Genomic DNA, 16,782 nt, shown 5'->3' with positions numbered 1-16,782 from the left:
ATAACTTTATGAAAAAAATCATAAAATTAAGAAAAAGCAAATATTTTTACTTTTAACATTTCTATTGAATATAAAATGGATGTAAAATCTAAGTTTGTTCTCTATCAAATCTTGGAATAACTTGAAATAAGTTTTGGGTAATTCTCCACAAGGGATTGATTCATGAGGATTTTACAAATAAAATTCACCGCTTTCATGTTTGGCATTTATGGGATATCTGAATAAAATAATTGTTTCAAGTGTTCTTCTGATTGGTTTTACTTTTGGATGTCAAAATCCAGAAAGATCACCTTTTGATGTTTCTCCCGCTGAATCCATGGATCCAAAGCGCTTATCTGAACCCTACCCTATTATCAGCATTCCTGAAGGGGCAGATCTTGAATCAAAAATTTGGAAAGGTATAGACCTCAGCCCAAAACCACCAATCGTCCCGGTCTCCGCCAATGAACAAAAAAAATCTTTTGTCCTAAAACCGAGATACAGAATAGATCCTGTCTTATCTGAACCACAGATACGCGAACCTGCTGCTATCCAATTTGATGGAAATGGAAGGATGTATGTCCTAGAACTCAGGTCCTATATGCAGGATTTGGATGCCACAGGAGAACTGTTACCCACCTCCCGTATCTCACGTTGGGAGGATTTGGATGAAGATGGGGTTTATGAAACGGGTATTGTCTTTTTGGACAGCCTTGTATTTCCAAGGTTTGTGGTTCCTTTTGGCCCAAACAGCATTTTGTCCATGGAATCCAATGAAGACCATGTGTACCGATATACCGATACTGATGCAGACGGTAAGGCTGATAAAAAAGAACTTTTTGCATCCGGATTGGGAAGGTCAGGCAATGTCGAGCATCAGATCAGCTTTATGACTTGGGCTTTGGACAATTGGATGTACAGCACTTACAACAATAAGCGGATTCGGTGGACGCCAACCGGAGTGATACAGGAACCAAGCGGAAATCCATGGGGACAATGGGGAGTCACACAAGATGACTACGGTACAGTTTTTTTCCAAGATGGAGCAGGTGGGGTTCCACAGGGATTTCAGTTTCCAATAGTTTATGGAAACTTCCAGGTAAAAGGAGCACTTAAAGAAGGGTTTCGGGTTCCTTATAGCCTTGTTCGTTTGGCGGATTTTCAGCCGGGAATGCAGGAAGCAAAACCGGATGGTTCATTGTCAAATGTGACAGGAGCAGCCGGAAATGATGTATTCAGAGGAGACCGACTGCCCAAAGACCTGGTGGGAGATTATATATATGGTGAGCCTGTAGGAAGGTTGGTGAGAAGAATTGGAACAGAAAAAGTGGATGGGCTTTCTTATCTACAAAATAGGTATGTTGAGGAAAGTTCAGAATTTATACAGTCCACAGATCCATTGTTTAGACCTGTGGATATGGCAACCGCACCTGATGGTACACTTTACATCGTGGATATGTATCGGGGAATAATCCAAGAAGGAGAATGGACACAGGAAGGCAGCTACCTGCGGACAAAAATCCAACAATATCAAATGGATGATATCGTCGGCAATGGCCGGATTTGGAGGATTTCCTATGAAGGCATGCCAAGAAACACCCAAAAACCAAGGATGTATGAGGAATCATCCAAGGAATTGATCCGTCATTTGGAGCATCCGAATGGATGGTGGCGGGACATGGCCCAACAAACTCTTATCCTCAATCAGGACAAATCCATTGTTCCAGATTTGATCAAAATGGCAAGCACTTCATCAAATGAATTGGCTAGAATTCATGCGCTGTGGACCTTGGAAGGGTTGGGGGAATTAAAATCTGACTTGGTCAGGAAATTTTGCCTTGATCCAAATCCCAAAATAAGGATGCAGGGTTTGCGTGCTTCAGAGACACTTTATAAATATGGAGACAAAAGTATTTCTGAACTTTATGTAAATGCCTCTATGGATAATAATCCGGAGGTGGCCATTCAGTCCCTACTGAGTGCCAATGTCCTCAATATTGATCAATTGGAGAAATTGATCAAAGAAACAATGAAAAAAAATACTTCTAATGGGATCCAGATTATCGGAAGTCAACTCTTGGAGAAAATGGAGGAGGCCAAAAAAGCATCGGAAACAAGATTTGAGAAAAATGAGTTGGCTCTTTTTGTAAAAGGAAAATCTATCTATGACAATTACTGTTCGACCTGCCATGGGCCAAAAGGTTTGGGATCGCCAGCCGGAGAAGGCCGATTGATCGCACCTCCTTTTTCAGGTTCGCAAAGAATCCTGGGTCATCCCGAATATGCCGTCAAAGTAATGCTGCATGGGCTAAAGGGCGCAATTGATTCCAAAGAATACGAAGGGGTGATGATTGCTATGGATTCCAACGACGATGCGTATATCGCATCGGTTGTTTCCTATATTAGAAATGATTTTGGAAACACAGGGACATTTGTGACTCCCAAATTTATCTCCAAAATCAGAACGAAAACTGCAAGCAGAAAAATGCCATATACCTTTGATGAGTTGATCGAGGAAATTCCTAAGTCCTTGGACTATAAGGACAACTGGAAAATAAAGGCAAGTAGCACAGCTTTGTCAGGGGTGGGTTCGACAAAAGATCCATCCTATGCATTTTCATTTAAAGGCTGGAAAACAGAAACTTCACAAGAACCGGAGATGTGGTTTACGGTACAGCTACCCACTCCACAGACACTGAGTGAAATTCAATTTGACTCAGGAAAAGATGAGTTCCCTATAAGCTATTCAGTATTTATTTCTTCTGATGGGAATTCTTGGACCAAAGTCGCAGAGGAAAAAGGAAGACCTGGGTTAAATACATTGACTTGGGAACCTCAGGGAAAATCAAGCTTCCTAAAAATAGAAACAAACAGTAAAGGAGACCATCCTTGGTCCATGAAAAAGCTGACGATATTTTCGAGATAATCCCCTTTACTGAAATTCAAAGAAAACTAATGTACATTATTTCAGCCATTCCGGCTTGGTCGTGACGATATTGGCTTCCAATTGATTCAACAGATTATAAATTCCAAAATAAGTCCTGTTGATATACAAACCGTGACGTGAACCGCGGGCCTGACGGGATTTTCGGAACATTTTGTCGTTGGAAATCCTATCTCCCAATTGGAAGATCTGTTCGAAATAGCTGTTGTCCGCAAAATCGAAAGTTTCCACATGGAAAGGTTTTCCCAACAAAGAGATCATGTCCTTGAATATATTTTTGAAGTAAACTTTCTCCTCTGCGGTATCCTTGTCGCTGATAAATTCCAACCCGTAGAAAATCTCGTTCAATTCATCTTCATTAATCAGCAATTCCCTTTTGATCAATGAAAAATAGCCTTTGTAAAAATCCTCAGGTATGACTTTGACACAGCCAAAATCGATGATACCAAGTTTGTCATTGTTTTGGATGATGAAATTTCCCGGATGTGGATCAGCGTGAACTTGCATCAGATTGTGAACCTGATGGTGATAAAAATCCCAAAGTGCCTGACCGATCCTGTTTTTTTGCTCTTGGGTAGGATTGGTTTCAAGCCACTCTTTAATATGCTTTCCTTCTATCCAATCCATCGTGATGATGCGGTCAGAGCTCAGGTTTTCATAATATGTCGGGAAAACGAGGTCTTCGATATGGCTGCAGGCACTTGAAATTTCCTTCGATCGCTGCACTTCGAGTACATAATCTGTCTCCTCCAACAGTTTCTCTTCCACTTCTGCCATGTAGTGGTCAAGTTCCTTTTCATTCATATTGAGCAGGCGCAAGGCGAAAGGCCTTACCAATTTCAAATCAGAACTTACCGAATCCGCCACACCGGGATATTGGATTTTGACAGCGAGTTTTTTCCCGTTTTGGATCGCTTGATGCACCTGACCGATGGAGGCGGCATTGACCGCTGACCGGGTAAATGTATCGTAAATCTGCTCCGGGCTTTTACCAAAATACTTCTGAAAGGTCTTTACTACCAAGGGATACGACAAAGGCGGTGCACTGTATTGCGCCATCGTAAACTTATCCTGATAGGCCCTTGGAAGGATATTTTTGTCCATGGACATCATCTGCGCCACTTTAAGCGCAGAACCTTTCAATTCACTCAGAGAATTATAGATGTCAGTCGCATTGTTGGTATGAAGTTCCTCTTTGGTCATCGATGGGTTGACGACCTTTTTGGCGTAATGCTTCATGTAGTTGCTGCCTACTTTGGCACCTGTACTGATAAACTTCGCCGCACGCTGTACTTTGGATGTTGGGATACTCTGTTGCTCCTTCACTTTGCTTTCCATGGTGTTAATGATTACTTATTTTGGTACAAAAACTTGGCAAAATCGATGAAGGAATCAATGGCGCTTTTTCCCATAAGGTCAAAAGCTAGGTTGACGGATTTCTCAATGGCCGCGTCTGTTTTTTCGAATGAAGGGGAACTATCTTTGATCCAAAACTGGAACACAAACCAAACCTGAAGCCAAAGTGCTTCATCGTATCTGTCTGAAATGATCGGTCTACTGGCGATTTCCTCTGTTTCTTTTCCTTCCAAAATGATCTCGTTGGCAAAGTCCTTGAACTTGTGTCTGAAAGTTTTGGCTTCAGTGGGAAGGATATTTTTTATGCCTTTGTTGCCTCCGTACAGAGACAGCAGATATGACCTGTTTTTCTTGAGTTCTTCCACCAAGGTGAAAAGGAATCCAAGAAATTTTTCACGGGCGCTGTATTCTTTATAAACTTCCTGAGATTCTAAGTTTTCGATGGTGTCGTCAAAAAGCTTTGCCCAAACGGCTGATTTGATGGATTCGAAAGAAGTGAAGTAGGTGTAAAATTCCTCTTCTTTCATCTTCAGTTCCTTGGCAAACTTGAATACCGAAGCCGGTTGCTTACCGTGTTCCAATACGTATTCGACGTATCCGGTTATGATTTTTGTCTTTTGATCTACTTTGGCAGTTTTCTTGGCGGGTGCTTTTTCCATGGTTGGTATTGTTTACTGGAGACATAACCTAGAAAAGGGATATGAAGTTTAGAAAAGCCGAATAAATCAGGAAGGATTATCAAAAATTATTTTAGTTTTATGGGGTTGGGTTCAAAAGGAATGGGGAAAGTATATTTGAATAGGGTGATTTTGACCGATGAAAAAAGGTAATGTTAAGAGTAATATTAAAATGACAACAATAAATTCAAACATTGAGGTTCTAAAACAAAACCTCTTAACAATAAAAGCAAAAGGAAAGTCTTATGGTATAACAATTACTACAATAGGTAATTTGCTCTATATTTTAAATGAAGGTACTGGATTTTATGTTTTATTAGTCCCAAATAAAAAACTAACACCACATCTTTCTATGAAAATCCTACAAATTAATGGGTGGAAAGAGAAGTTCCCTTTAACAAACTATCACAAAAATTTTTACGACCAATCTATTGAAATGATTGCAATTGAAATTGAAAATATACTAAATAATTTATTGCTGGTTCCAACTTCAAGAATATGGAGATTTGAATTAAGTTCAGGTATGATGGCCCTGAAAGTTAACGAAGTTTTGTTAGACGCTTATTCACGAAGAGAAATAAATAAGGCAAAAGCTAAGTCACCTATAAGGAGATTGTCAAAATTATTGTTTTATCCTTTCTCAACAAATTTAAGGATGTCGATTGTAGTGACGATAGTTTTTGGTGCTGGAATATTGTATAAAGAATCATCAATCAATGCTTCAATCGACTACCAATCAATCATTTTAATATCAGGAATTGGACTCTTAAGCTATTTTATTTTTCAACTAAACTATCCTGAAAAAAATTAATATAGCCAGTCCAATAGAAATCCGTGAGCTAAAAGCCATTAACTATCCAGATAAAAACAGTAGGGGGAGAAGGGAAAGGGCGACGCCCTTTCCCTTCTCCCCCCTCATTAAATCATCATTGGACCCTGGGCGAAGTCGAAGGGTAAAAATCTAAAGGAAATTATTTCACCACTTTTTCCACCACCAGGTTATGGTTGGTGTAGATACAGACATCGGCAGCGATGCCGAGGCTTTCCCTAACCATTTCTTCTGCAGTAAGTTGGGGAGCGAATTTCTTCAAAGCTCTGGCCGCAGATTGGGCATACATGCTTCCTGAACCGATGGAAGCGATCTCCATATCCGGTTCGATCACATCCCCGTTTCCTGAAATAACAAGAATATCCACCGCATCAGCCACGATCATCATGGCTTCGAGCTTGCTGAGCATTCGGTCCGTCCGCCATTCTTTGGCGAGTTCGACGGCGGCTCTTTTCATGTTGTTACCATAGGCACCCATCTTTTCCTCGAATTTCTCCAAGAGCGTAAAAGCATCAGCGGTAGAACCGGCAAATCCCGTGACGATCTTTCCTCCCTGTAATTTCCTGATTTTATTGACAGTGCTTTTTGCAATTGTATTTCCTAAGGTAGCCTGACCGTCTGCACCGATGACTACTTCCCCGTTGTGTTTGATAGCGACTACGGTTGTTGATTTTATTTTTTCCATTATTTATTAGACAAGAGATATGAGACGTGAGACATGAGATTGAAGAGCGAAGGTGGCATCCCGACAACTTTTCAACCTATTAACTTTTAAAACCTTCTAACCTCAACAACCATACAAAAGCAAAAAGTCCCGTGAAAACAGGACTTTTTGACAGTATTTGTTTTTTCTGTTAGATCAACATCCTGACGGGATCTTCGAGCAGACCTTTCAAAGTAAGCAAGAAGGCAGAACCGACAGCTCCGTCCACTACTCTGTGGTCACAGGAAAGCGTCACTTTCATGATATTTCCGATCTGCATCTGACCGTTTTTCACGATCACGGTTTCTTTGATCCCTCCGACAGCTAGGATACATGCATCAGGTGGATTGATGATGGCTGTGAACTCATCGATTCCGAACATCCCCAAGTTGGAAATGGTAAATGTATTCCCTTCCCAATCTTTCGGTTGCAATTCTTTGTTTTTGGCTTTCCCTCCCAATGTCTTGGCTTCGGTAGAAATCTGCGATAATGACTTGCTATCCGCAAATCGGATCACAGGAACCAATAATCCTTCCTCCACGGCTACCGCCATGCCGATATGGATATGGTCATTGTATCTGATTTTATCCCCCAACCAAGAAGAATTCACTTTTGGATGTTGTTTCAAAGCCATTGCTGAAGCTTTGATCACAAAATCATTGAAGGAAATTTTCACCGGAGAAACTTCGTTCATACTCTGTCTTGAGGCGATGGCCTTATCCATGTTGATTTCCATGGTAAGGTAAAAATGCGGTGCGCCAAACTTGCTTTCAGCCAATCTCTTGGCAATGACCTTTCTCATCTGGGAAACTTTCTCTTCTCTGAAAGATTCCTGACCCAATGCAGGTGCTGAAGCTGCGGCACTAGTAGCAGCTGTTGCTTGAGAAGCGACAGGTTTTACGGAGGCTGGATCGAAGGATTCCACATCTCTTTTGATAATTCTTCCACCTTCACCGCTTCCTTTTACCAAAGCAATATCTATTCCCTTGTCAGAAGCCATTTTCTTGGCCAAGGGAGAAGCTATAACCCGTCCGTTTTCAGATGATGAGGTTGGAGCAGAAGCTTCAGCAGGCTTGGTTTCTGATGGCTTGGTTTCAGGAGCTTTTGCTTCAGTAGCAGCAGGCTTTTCTTCCTTCTTCTCCTCAGGAGCAGGAGCTTCTGCACCTCCGGATTTTGCTTTGTGAGCCTTTAGCAATTTCTCATAATCAGCACCTTTTTCACCAACAATAGCTATAACACCATCAACTTCGACAGCATTACCTTCTTCCACACCGATATAAAGCAATACTCCATCATCGTATGATTCAAGTTCCATGGTGGCCTTATCAGTCTCTACTTCTGCTATGATATCACCGGATTTGATGGTATCTCCTACTTTTTTCAACCAAGAGGCTATCGTGCCCTCGGTCATGGTATCAGACATCTTAGGCATGGTCAATACGGTCCCATTGATCCCGGAGACATCGATAGATTCCTTTGGAGCTTCTGCTTTTTGAGGAGCAGGGGCAGCTTTTTCTTCCTTGGGAGCTTCGGTTTTTTCTTCTTTTTTCTCTTCAGCTTTAGGAGTGGGTGCATCACCACCTTCTATATCCTTTAGTAAGGAATCTATATCTTCACCTTTTTCTCCAATAATGGCAATTACCCCATTGACTGCCACAGCGTTTTTTTCCTCCACACCGATGTATAGCAAAACACCTTCTTCATAAGATTCAAGTTCCATGGTGGCCTTATCGGTTTCCACTTCAGCAAGTATATCTCCTGGCTTTACTGCATCTCCTACTTTTTTCAACCACGCTGCGATAACCCCTTCTTCCATGGTATCGCTCATTTTGGGCATTCGTATTATCTCGGCCATAAGTTGATTATATCCTAGTCAAATTTTAAGGAGTCCAAAAATAGTTCTTAAAATGTCTAGATTCAAATATAATAGTAGTATTTTCAGGTTTGATAAGTTCAGAATTGATGATTTTGTTTTAAAATGCCTGTTGTAAAAAAAACAGATTACGAATATCCAAAATGGCTTTTCAATGGTCATTTGCAGACCATAATCCCAAGTTTATTCAGAGATCCACACTCCTTACCTTTTGAAAGAGAAAGGGTTACTACCCCTGACGGGGACTTTTTGGACCTGGATTGGCTGAGGAACTCATCCCAAAAATTGGTTATCATCAGCCATGGATTGGAGGGCAACAGCCAGCGTCCATACATGACAGGAATGGCAAGACATTTTTTTGCAAATGGATTTGATGTGCTTAACTGGAACTTCCGCGGATGCAGTGAAGAATTGAACAACAAACCTATTTTTTACCATTCAGGAGCCACTTATGACCTGGATTTTGTGGTGGGACATGCTTCCCAAAAATATGAATCCGTCTATTTGATCGGTTTCAGTTTGGGTGGAAATCTTACCTTAAAATACCTTGGAGAAAAAAGAGCCAGAACTCCAAAAATCAAAAAAGCCGTGGCTATTTCTGTTCCTCTGCACTTAGAATCCGCATGCATTAAAATCTCTACAGGAGAAAATATCATGTACGCCAAGAGATTTTTGAAAACCTTAAAAGAAAAAGTTATCAGAAAAGCAATGAAATTTCCTGATGAAATCCCTACCGGCATGTTGAGAAAGATCAAAACACTTCAGGATTTTGATGATCATTATACCGGCCCATTGCATGGATTTGATGATGCCCACGATTATTATGAGCAGAATTCTTCCTTGTATTTCCTTGATCAAATTGAAGTCCCTTCTTTGATTCTGAATGCCCAGAATGATCCATTTCTAAGTGACCGATGCTTCCCAATATCTTTGGGAAGAAAGTTAGAACAGGTATGGATGGATTTTCCAAAATATGGCGGACATGTTGGCTTTAGTCCGAGAAAGAAGGCCGATATTTATTGGTCCGAAAAAAGGGCGTTTGAATTTATCACATCAGATCAGTAATTTTCAGAAAAACCATTAACATGTGCGGCAGATATTCCCTCAGCAAAAGTAAAATTGAATTGGAAGAAAGATTTCAGGCAGAGATTCTGGTCGATTTCAAACCACGATATAATATAGCTCCTACCCAACTAGTGCCTGTCATCACTTCTGAAAGCCCAAAAGGATTTTCATTTTTTTATTGGGGCATCACACCGGATTTTGCCAAAAACAAACCTGTTTCTCAAAAATTTATCAATGCCAAGGCAGAAACGGTACATGAGAAAATTTCTTTTAAATCTTCTTTTGAAAAAAGAAGATGCCTGGTGCCTGCAGACGGTTTTTATGAATGGAAAAAATTGGGGAAGAAAACCAAAGTCCCGTATCGCTTCACCATGGCCAACAATGAAGCCTTCGCTTTTGCGGGTATTTGGGAAGAATATGAAAACGAAAAAGGGGAAATTAACCATACCTTTTTGATTTTGACAACCGAACCCAACAGGCTTGTTTCCGAGGTTCATGACAGGATGCCTGTCATTCTGAAAAAAGAAGATGAGAAAAAGTGGCTTGACAAATACAGTTCTGAATCAAACCTGCTTCAAATGCTGACAACCTACTCGGCAGATGACATGTTGAGCTACACAGTATCTCCGCTTGTAAATCAGGTCTCCAACGACAGTCCCGGAATAATCCGCAAAACATCCCCAATGGATCAATTTGGGAATTACACTTTATTCGGATGATGGAAAAAATTAAAATCATTGACCTGCATTTTCAAAAAACAAAGGATGCCATAGCTTGCTTTTTGGTGGAAACATCTGATGGTCCAATTCTTATCGAAACAGGCCCGGCTAGTACTTTTGACCAACTCAGCCGCGGGATATCCAAATCGGGCTATTCATTGGAGGACATCCATCATGTCCTTTTGACACATATCCATTTTGACCATGCCGGAGCGGCATGGAAACTTGCTGAAGGAGGGGCCAAAATATATGTCCATCCTTTTGGAGCGCCACATTTGGCTTCTCCCGAAAAGCTTTGGAATTCTGCCTCTCAAATTTATGGCGATGATATGGACAGACTTTGGGGGAAGATGAAACCTATCCCAACCAACCAATTGGTCAGCGTAGAAGACAAGCAAGAACTTGAATTCGGTACCACAAAAATTAAATCCCTCCACACTCCTGGACATGCTGTCCACCACATAGCCTGGAAAATGGGTGATATCATATTTACAGGCGATGTGGCAGGCGTCAAGATCGCCGGAGGCCCGGTGATGCCTCCCTGCCCTCCACCTGATATCAATCTGGAAGAATGGAAAAAGTCCCTTGCCATCATCAAAAGCGAAAAGCCAAAGGAATTGTACCTTACTCATTTTGGAATCATCGATGCAGTAGACTACCATTTGGATAGCCTTTCCTACAAGCTTGACGACTGGGCGGAATGGATAAAACCATATTATGAGAAAAATGTGGACCAGGCGGAAGTTGTACCACTTTTTATGGAATATTCCAATTCACAATTTTTGAAAGAGGGATGTTCCCCTGAATTGATACATACCTATGAATATGCTAACCCAAGCTGGATGTCAGTGGCTGGGTTGTACAGGTACTGGAAATTAAAGGCACAGGGAAGGCTGTAATAATCCCACATTTCTTCCATTCATGTATGATTTACTTTCTCTAAGGCGGTTTAAATTTTGTTTTTTGGTATTCAAAAAAGGAAGTAGGATATTTGCCTGTACCAATTAAGTACTTTCCTCAAAACCCAAGATACTTTTACTGCTATGTATAAATCCAAAATAACAGGAGTAGGACATTATGTTCCGGATAGAATCATCACCAATGAGTACCTATCCACCATCATGGATACTAATGATGCATGGATAGTAGAGAGGACCGGAATACAGGAGAGAAGGTGGTTTACTCCCGGAAAAGACACTTTGGCCAGTATGTCAGTAAATGCCTCGAAGATTGCATTAGAAAGAGCCGGACTCACAAATAAAGACATTGACTTTATTGTTTTTGCCACTATCACGCCAGATTACTTTCTTCCCGGAGAGGGTGTATTGTTACAAAGAGAACTTGGCATGCAGGGAATCGGAGCTTTGGATATAAGGAATGCCTGTTCAGGATTTATTTATGCTCTCTCGATAGCAGATCAATTTATCAAAACAGGAATGTATAAAAACATCCTCGTGGTAGGCGGTGAGATCCAGTCTTCGGCTTTGGACAAAAGTGACGAAGGCAGGTCAAGTGCGGTAATTTTTGCAGATGGCGCAGGTGCAGTGGTTTTGAGCAGAACTAATTCTGAAAAATCCGGAATTCTCTCTACCCACCTTCATGCAGACGGGGACCATGCTGAAGAGTTATATTGCTCCTCTCCAAGTAGTTGTCAAGAAGTCAGAATCTCAACTGAAATGATTGACCGGGGTGACTTTTTTCTCAAAATGAATGGAAATGCTGTTTTCAAACACGCTGTGGTGAGGTTTTCGGAAGTAATTAATGAAGCATTGGAAGCAAATGGGAAGTCCAAAGAAGATATTGATCTCCTTGTTCCCCATCAGGCCAACCTAAGAATCAGCAATTATATTCAACACAAACTTGGATTGCCTGACGAAAAGGTGTTCAACAATATCATGTATTACGGCAATACCACTGCAGGAACCATTCCAATTGCCCTAAGTGAAGCATTTGAACAAGGAAAACTCAAAGAAGGCGATTTGGTATGCCTCGCTGCTTTCGGAAGTGGATTTACTTGGGCTTCAGCACTGTTGAATTGGTAATAAAATGTCCGGATTGAGCATTGATTTACAACTCCTGAAGGACAAAAACCTGTTCCAAAAATTAAAAGCGCAAACAGATGTCATCGAACATCTGTTTGCGCTTTTAGCAAATGATTTTCCTCAAAATGAGCTTTTGAAATTTCATTCCAATTCCAAGGGAACAAAAATCTCCCGCGGATATAATCTTGAAAATTCACCTTATCAGGTGCTGGATTTAGTGAGGGATTTTGACAAAAACAGTGGTTTCAATATCCGGATCCTAAACTGGTGGGGCCAAGGTCTTTTTATTTTTATCTATTTCGGAAACCTAACTTTTGTTAAAAATTCCCGATCAATCAAAACGCTTCTAAAAACTTTTACGGATTGTAACCACCCTTCACCTTGGGCATATGGACAAATCATTGGAAATCACGGAATACTTTCATCCTCAAATATTCAAGCTGATTCTGAAAAAAAAGATTTTTATCAAATCTTTAAACAGATTGACTTAGATCAGGAATTTTCCAAAAGCCATTTAATGTTAAAAAGGGAAATTAGGTTTATCTTAGATAATCATAATTAAAACTTTCCTTATTTCACAATTAGCGCTAATTTAGAACCTCATTTGTGAGGATACCGTTAGTCAACAAAAACAAGAAGCCAACCTATATGAAATATATTTTTGGAATTATTTTCCTCATTATTTCTCTAAGTACCACTGCCCAAGACAATCAGAATCTGGTATCGCTTTTCAACTCAGATTCTTCATTGATCGGAACGGGTGTTTTGAGAGATGGGAAAATGGAAGGTCTTTGGAGATTTCAAAACACCAAGACAAAAAACCTTGTTCAAACCATAACTTTTAGCCAAGGTCTTAGGGAAGGTGTCACGGTCAGTTTTCATCCCAATTCCAACAAACATATCGAAGCTGAATATCGTGCTAACAGGCTGAATGGATTTTATAAAGAATACGATAGGACAGGCAACCTAAAAACAGAAATGGTATTTAATGACAGTGTCAGAGTCGGTCCCTACCGGGAGTTTTATGGAAGAGAGGGCCAACCTGATTTTGTTAATCCCAAACAAGTGAAAATTGAAGGGCAATATGTCAATGGAAACCGACACGGAAAATGGGTTACATTTTACAACACCGGAGACCTTGCAGTCATACAGACTTATGAAAACGGGAAAGTAGAAGGGCCACATATAGAATATTCTCCTGATGGAGATATCATGCTTCAGGTCAATTATAAAAACGATGTACCGCATGGTCAATTTACGAGGTATTCTTTTGGTGGAATAGTTGAAGAAACAGGAGAATTTGCCAATGGAAGGAGAATTGGGAAATGGTTGACATATTTCCCGGGAACAAGAACCATTGAATCTGAAAAGTTCTATGATGATCTTGGGAACAAGTCTGGTGAATGGAAATTTTATTACGAAAACAAAAGAACGGCAAGAATAGAAAAATATGAAAATGACCTTCCAGTAGGGACTTGGGAGGAATATTTTCCAAATAGGGCCCTTTCCAAAAGAAAAACATATGAATTGGGCCTTCCTGTAGGTACTTACATCGAAAATCACCCCAATGGTAATGTTTCTGTACAGGGACAATATCAAAACGGAGGCAAAGACGGTCTTTGGAAAAGCTATTTCCCTGAAGGAGCTATTTACTCAATAGGTGAATACAAAAATGATTTAAAAACAGGTCTTTGGAAGTATTTCAATAAAATCGGGATTTTGATTGCTGAAGGTGAATATACTTTAGGCTCTGAAAACGGACAATGGTTTTATTACTATGACGGCGGTCAATTAAAATCTGTGGGAAGTTATTTCTTAGGTTTTGAAGATGGAACTTGGGGCTTGTTTTATGATAATAAACAGCTGACCCAAGAAGAATATTGGACAAACGGCAGGTTAAACAATGTCGGGGATTACTTTTCCTATGAAGGGGACAAAACATTGGAAAAAGGTACTCTCAAAGACGGAAACGGCACAAGAATAACCTATTATATCAATGGCACAAAAGAATCCGAAGGAACATACCTTAGCGGAAAGCCTGAAGGGCTTTGGATATATTATCATGATACAGGAAAAAAAGCCTCGGAAGGACAGATGAAAGATGGTAAAAAAGATGGACCTTGGAAATACTACAACATCAGCGGACGACTAGAGCAAGTCATCAACTATAAAGAAGACGAGATTGTGGTTGAAAATCAGGAATCTCTTGTATCAGGATTCAATTTTTGATTTTATCAAACACTTTTGAGTTCTGACAGTTTTAAAAGAAAAAGCATGTTTGGACTATTCAAGAAAAAAACTGAGTTAGAAAAACTTCAGGACAGTTATAAGGAAATGCTAGAGAAAGCCCATAAAATATCTCATAGCAATAGGACCTTGGCAGATAAGATGGCTGCAGAAGCCGAAGAAATTGCTAAAAAAATTGACTTACTTAAGAAAAAAGCATAGTCAATAAAGCCTGATAGGATTCTATCAGGCTTTATTTTTTGACTGCTTTCAATTACTTTTTTACTTTTTCTGGTGATTTTTATTTGGTGACAATAAAATAAAAAATTGCTAAAACGATTTTTCAAAATATTTTATTTTAACATACACTGAATTGTAAAACTTAATTCTTTTAACTGCCGTAAAACCCAGCAAGTAACTAAACCAAATAATTATGAAAAGGTCAACTATTTACCGGCTATTTTTCCTATCCCTAATTGGGCTGGGAATGGTTTTAAACCAGGAATCCAAAGCTACTCCTTTCCATGGTGTTTCCTTTCAGGTGTTTTACAATGAATTGAGCCCATACGGTGATTGGGTCATGGATCCAACTTATGGATATGTATGGGTACCTTTTGTAGAACAAGGATTTCACCCATATGGAACAAATGGGTATTGGGAAATGACAAATTTCGGAAATACATGGGTATCAAACTACCAATGGGGATGGGCACCCTTTCATTATGGCCGGTGGTTTTGGGATGATTATTTAGGATGGGCTTGGGTTCCGGGTTATGAATGGGGACCAGCTTGGGTCAATTGGAGAACAGGTGGAGGTTATTATGGTTGGGCACCTTTAGGTCCGGGACTTCAGGTAAATGTCTCCTTTTATATTCCTTCAAACTATTGGGTGTTTGTCCCACAGAGAAGGTTTAGATCACGTAATTTCTTCAGGTATTGTGCACCTTCCTATTATGTATCTCATATCTACCAAAGAACGACTGTTATCAGCAATACTTATGTGTATAACAATAACACATATTATTCAGGACCTTCCAGAAGAGATATTGAGAGATCCACAAGGACAGTAGTACCTGTATACCAAGTAAGTGACTCTGCCAAACCGGGAAGAACAGTTGTACAAAACAACAGGATAAGCGTCTACAGACCGGAAGTAAGGGAAGTCAAAGAACAAAGGGACAGCCCAAGGCCTTCCAGGGTATTTACCGCAGAGGAATACAAGGAAAAATCCATCATGGGCAATAGGTCTGCTTCAACCTCACCTAGGGGTATTCAAGAACAATCTTCACGGGGATCAAATGGAGGGCAGGTGTCCCAAGATCGAGGAATCCAAAGAAATACCCAAGAAAACTCGAATGTTGGCCAATATGAAACCACAGGTCCATCTAGAACCAGTCAGAACTCAGGCAGAAGTAATTCATATGAACAACCTCAGCCAAGAACTCAAAGTAGACCTCAACAAGCTCCTAATGCTGTTACAAGATCAAGAAATGCGGCACCAACTATAGCAAATGGAAATTCCAGATCGTCTCAAGCTTCGCAATCTCAAAAACCTGATGTTTCCAGATCTATAGAAAATTCAAAAAGGCAAGCAGAGTCAACAAGACAACAGGTTAACCAAAGAAGCCAAGAAGTCATAAAAAGACAACCTACTCCAAGTCGACAAAGTGCTCCTACTGTAAATTCAAGACAGGAAACCAAGCCGGCGGGAAGTTCAGATGAAAAGTCGAATTCGGGCAGTAGACCTGCTTCATCATCTAGAGGTGGTGGCCGAGGTGGAAACTAAACCAAAATAAAAAGAGGCCTTAAAGGCCTCTTTTTATTTTCTTGCATAATCATCTTGCAATCGGACGATATCTTCTTCATCAGAGGGATTTTGTGGGTCTGTATGCATCCAGATTTCAGCAACTACACCCCAATTATCTTTTCCTAAAAGCCGATGCCTTTCTCCTTTATCCAAAATCACCAATTCCCCAATTTTCATTTCCAAAGGATCTGTTTGTTCATCAGTATTGCTTCTAACAAGACCCGAAGTACCTGCAACCAGTTTCCAGACTTCCTCTCTTCTGAAATGATATTGCCATGAAAGCCTTTTTTCAGGAGCCACTATCAGAAATTTTGGACTAAGCTTTTGATTTATTTGGCTTTGTGTCAAGACAAGTTCAGGAAAAAACCTTTTTTTAAATTCGGTTATTTGCTTCTCAGAAATAACAAAAAATCCGCCCCAAGGTCTGTTTAAATCCTTTTGTTCAATTTCAAATCCCATTTCTTCTACTTCCTTTTCAAGCATTTCAAAAATTTTCTTTGGGCTTGACTTTGCATTTAAATCCAGTTGCTGCATTTTTTCTTAGTTCAAATGAGTAAAGTTT

At 40.2% G+C, this 16,782-nt stretch carries 14 protein-coding genes; 9 read left to right on the top strand and 5 right to left on the bottom strand.

The genetic code is table 11. The features are described 5' to 3' along the window. Positions 1 to 208: 208 nt before the first annotated feature. The gene (locus NU887_RS01875; protein WP_258421655.1) at positions 209 to 2,905 is read left to right on the top strand and encodes a DUF7133 domain-containing protein; all 2,697 of its coding nucleotides are present in this window, start codon (positions 209 to 211) and stop codon (positions 2,903 to 2,905) included. Positions 2,906 to 2,941: 36 nt separating this feature from the next. Here NU887_RS01875 and NU887_RS01870 read toward each other — a convergent pair whose 3' ends face one another. Both NU887_RS01870 and NU887_RS01865 read right to left on the bottom strand, forming a co-directional pair. Then, entirely contained in the window at positions 2,942 to 4,261 is a 1,320-nt protein-coding gene (locus NU887_RS01870) for an ABC1 kinase family protein (RefSeq protein WP_258421654.1), read from the bottom strand. Positions 4,262 to 4,272: 11 nt separating this feature from the next. After that, positions 4,273 to 4,938 (bottom strand): TetR family transcriptional regulator C-terminal domain-containing protein, encoded by a 666-nt coding sequence (locus tag NU887_RS01865; RefSeq protein WP_258421653.1) that lies wholly within the window; start codon positions 4,936 to 4,938, stop codon positions 4,273 to 4,275. A gap of 157 nt (positions 4,939 to 5,095) precedes the next feature. Here NU887_RS01865 and NU887_RS01860 point away from each other — a divergent pair, with 157 nt between their 5' ends. Continuing rightward, positions 5,096 to 5,767 (top strand): hypothetical protein, encoded by a 672-nt coding sequence (locus NU887_RS01860; RefSeq protein ID WP_258421652.1) that lies wholly within the window; start codon positions 5,096 to 5,098, stop codon positions 5,765 to 5,767. Positions 5,768 to 5,927: 160 nt separating this feature from the next. Here the strand turns inward: NU887_RS01860 and hslV are convergent, their stop codons facing one another. Next, the gene (gene hslV / locus NU887_RS01855; protein ID WP_258421651.1) at positions 5,928 to 6,470 is read right to left on the bottom strand and encodes an ATP-dependent protease subunit HslV; all 543 of its coding nucleotides are present in this window, start codon (positions 6,468 to 6,470) and stop codon (positions 5,928 to 5,930) included. A 169-nt stretch (positions 6,471 to 6,639) separates the two neighbouring features. Next, on the bottom strand, positions 6,640 to 8,343 hold the full coding sequence (locus tag NU887_RS01850) for a pyruvate dehydrogenase complex dihydrolipoamide acetyltransferase (protein ID WP_258421650.1): 1,704 nt from the start codon (positions 8,341 to 8,343) through the stop codon (positions 6,640 to 6,642). Positions 8,344 to 8,466: 123 nt separating this feature from the next. On the opposite strand from NU887_RS01850, the gene NU887_RS01845 reads away from it, so the two are divergent. From NU887_RS01845 to NU887_RS01815, 7 genes are all read left to right on the top strand, one after another. Next, a complete protein-coding gene (locus NU887_RS01845; RefSeq protein ID WP_258421649.1) occupies positions 8,467 to 9,426 on the top strand; it encodes a YheT family hydrolase in 960 nt (319 codons plus the stop codon). Positions 9,427 to 9,446: 20 nt separating this feature from the next. After that, positions 9,447 to 10,145 (top strand): SOS response-associated peptidase, encoded by a 699-nt coding sequence (locus tag NU887_RS01840; protein ID WP_258421648.1) that lies wholly within the window; start codon positions 9,447 to 9,449, stop codon positions 10,143 to 10,145. Beyond that, positions 10,142 to 11,044 carry an MBL fold metallo-hydrolase gene (locus NU887_RS01835; RefSeq protein ID WP_338080954.1) on the top strand — a complete coding sequence of 301 codons (903 nt, stop codon included), beginning with the start codon at positions 10,142 to 10,144 and terminating at the stop codon, positions 11,042 to 11,044. Before NU887_RS01840 ends, NU887_RS01835 begins: the two co-directional genes overlap by 4 nt. Positions 11,045 to 11,188: 144 nt before the next feature. Next, complete coding sequence (locus NU887_RS01830; protein ID WP_258421647.1) at positions 11,189 to 12,187, top strand: 3-oxoacyl-ACP synthase III family protein; 999 nt, start codon at positions 11,189 to 11,191, stop codon at positions 12,185 to 12,187. A gap of 648 nt (positions 12,188 to 12,835) precedes the next feature. Continuing rightward, positions 12,836 to 14,416 (top strand): toxin-antitoxin system YwqK family antitoxin, encoded by a 1,581-nt coding sequence (locus tag NU887_RS01825; RefSeq protein WP_258421646.1) that lies wholly within the window; start codon positions 12,836 to 12,838, stop codon positions 14,414 to 14,416. Positions 14,417 to 14,461: 45 nt separating this feature from the next. Further along, complete coding sequence (locus tag NU887_RS01820; RefSeq protein WP_258421645.1) at positions 14,462 to 14,635, top strand: Lacal_2735 family protein; 174 nt, start codon at positions 14,462 to 14,464, stop codon at positions 14,633 to 14,635. A gap of 211 nt (positions 14,636 to 14,846) precedes the next feature. Next, positions 14,847 to 16,199: a DUF6600 domain-containing protein gene (locus NU887_RS01815; protein WP_258421644.1), complete on the top strand. Its 1,353-nt coding sequence runs from the start codon at positions 14,847 to 14,849 to the stop codon at positions 16,197 to 16,199. Positions 16,200 to 16,232: 33 nt separating this feature from the next. On the opposite strand, the gene NU887_RS01810 is transcribed toward NU887_RS01815, so the two are convergent. Then, complete coding sequence (locus NU887_RS01810) at positions 16,233 to 16,754, bottom strand: cupin domain-containing protein (protein WP_258421643.1); 522 nt, start codon at positions 16,752 to 16,754, stop codon at positions 16,233 to 16,235. Between the last annotated feature and the right edge of the window lie 28 nt (positions 16,755 to 16,782).

The sequence above is a fragment of the Aquiflexum gelatinilyticum genome (genome assembly GCF_024741135.1).
Classification (GTDB): Bacteria; Bacteroidota; Bacteroidia; order Cytophagales; family Cyclobacteriaceae; genus Cognataquiflexum; species Cognataquiflexum gelatinilyticum.
The sequence above is the reverse complement of the archived record's forward strand: the minus strand, read 5'-3'. Positions and strand labels throughout refer to the sequence as shown.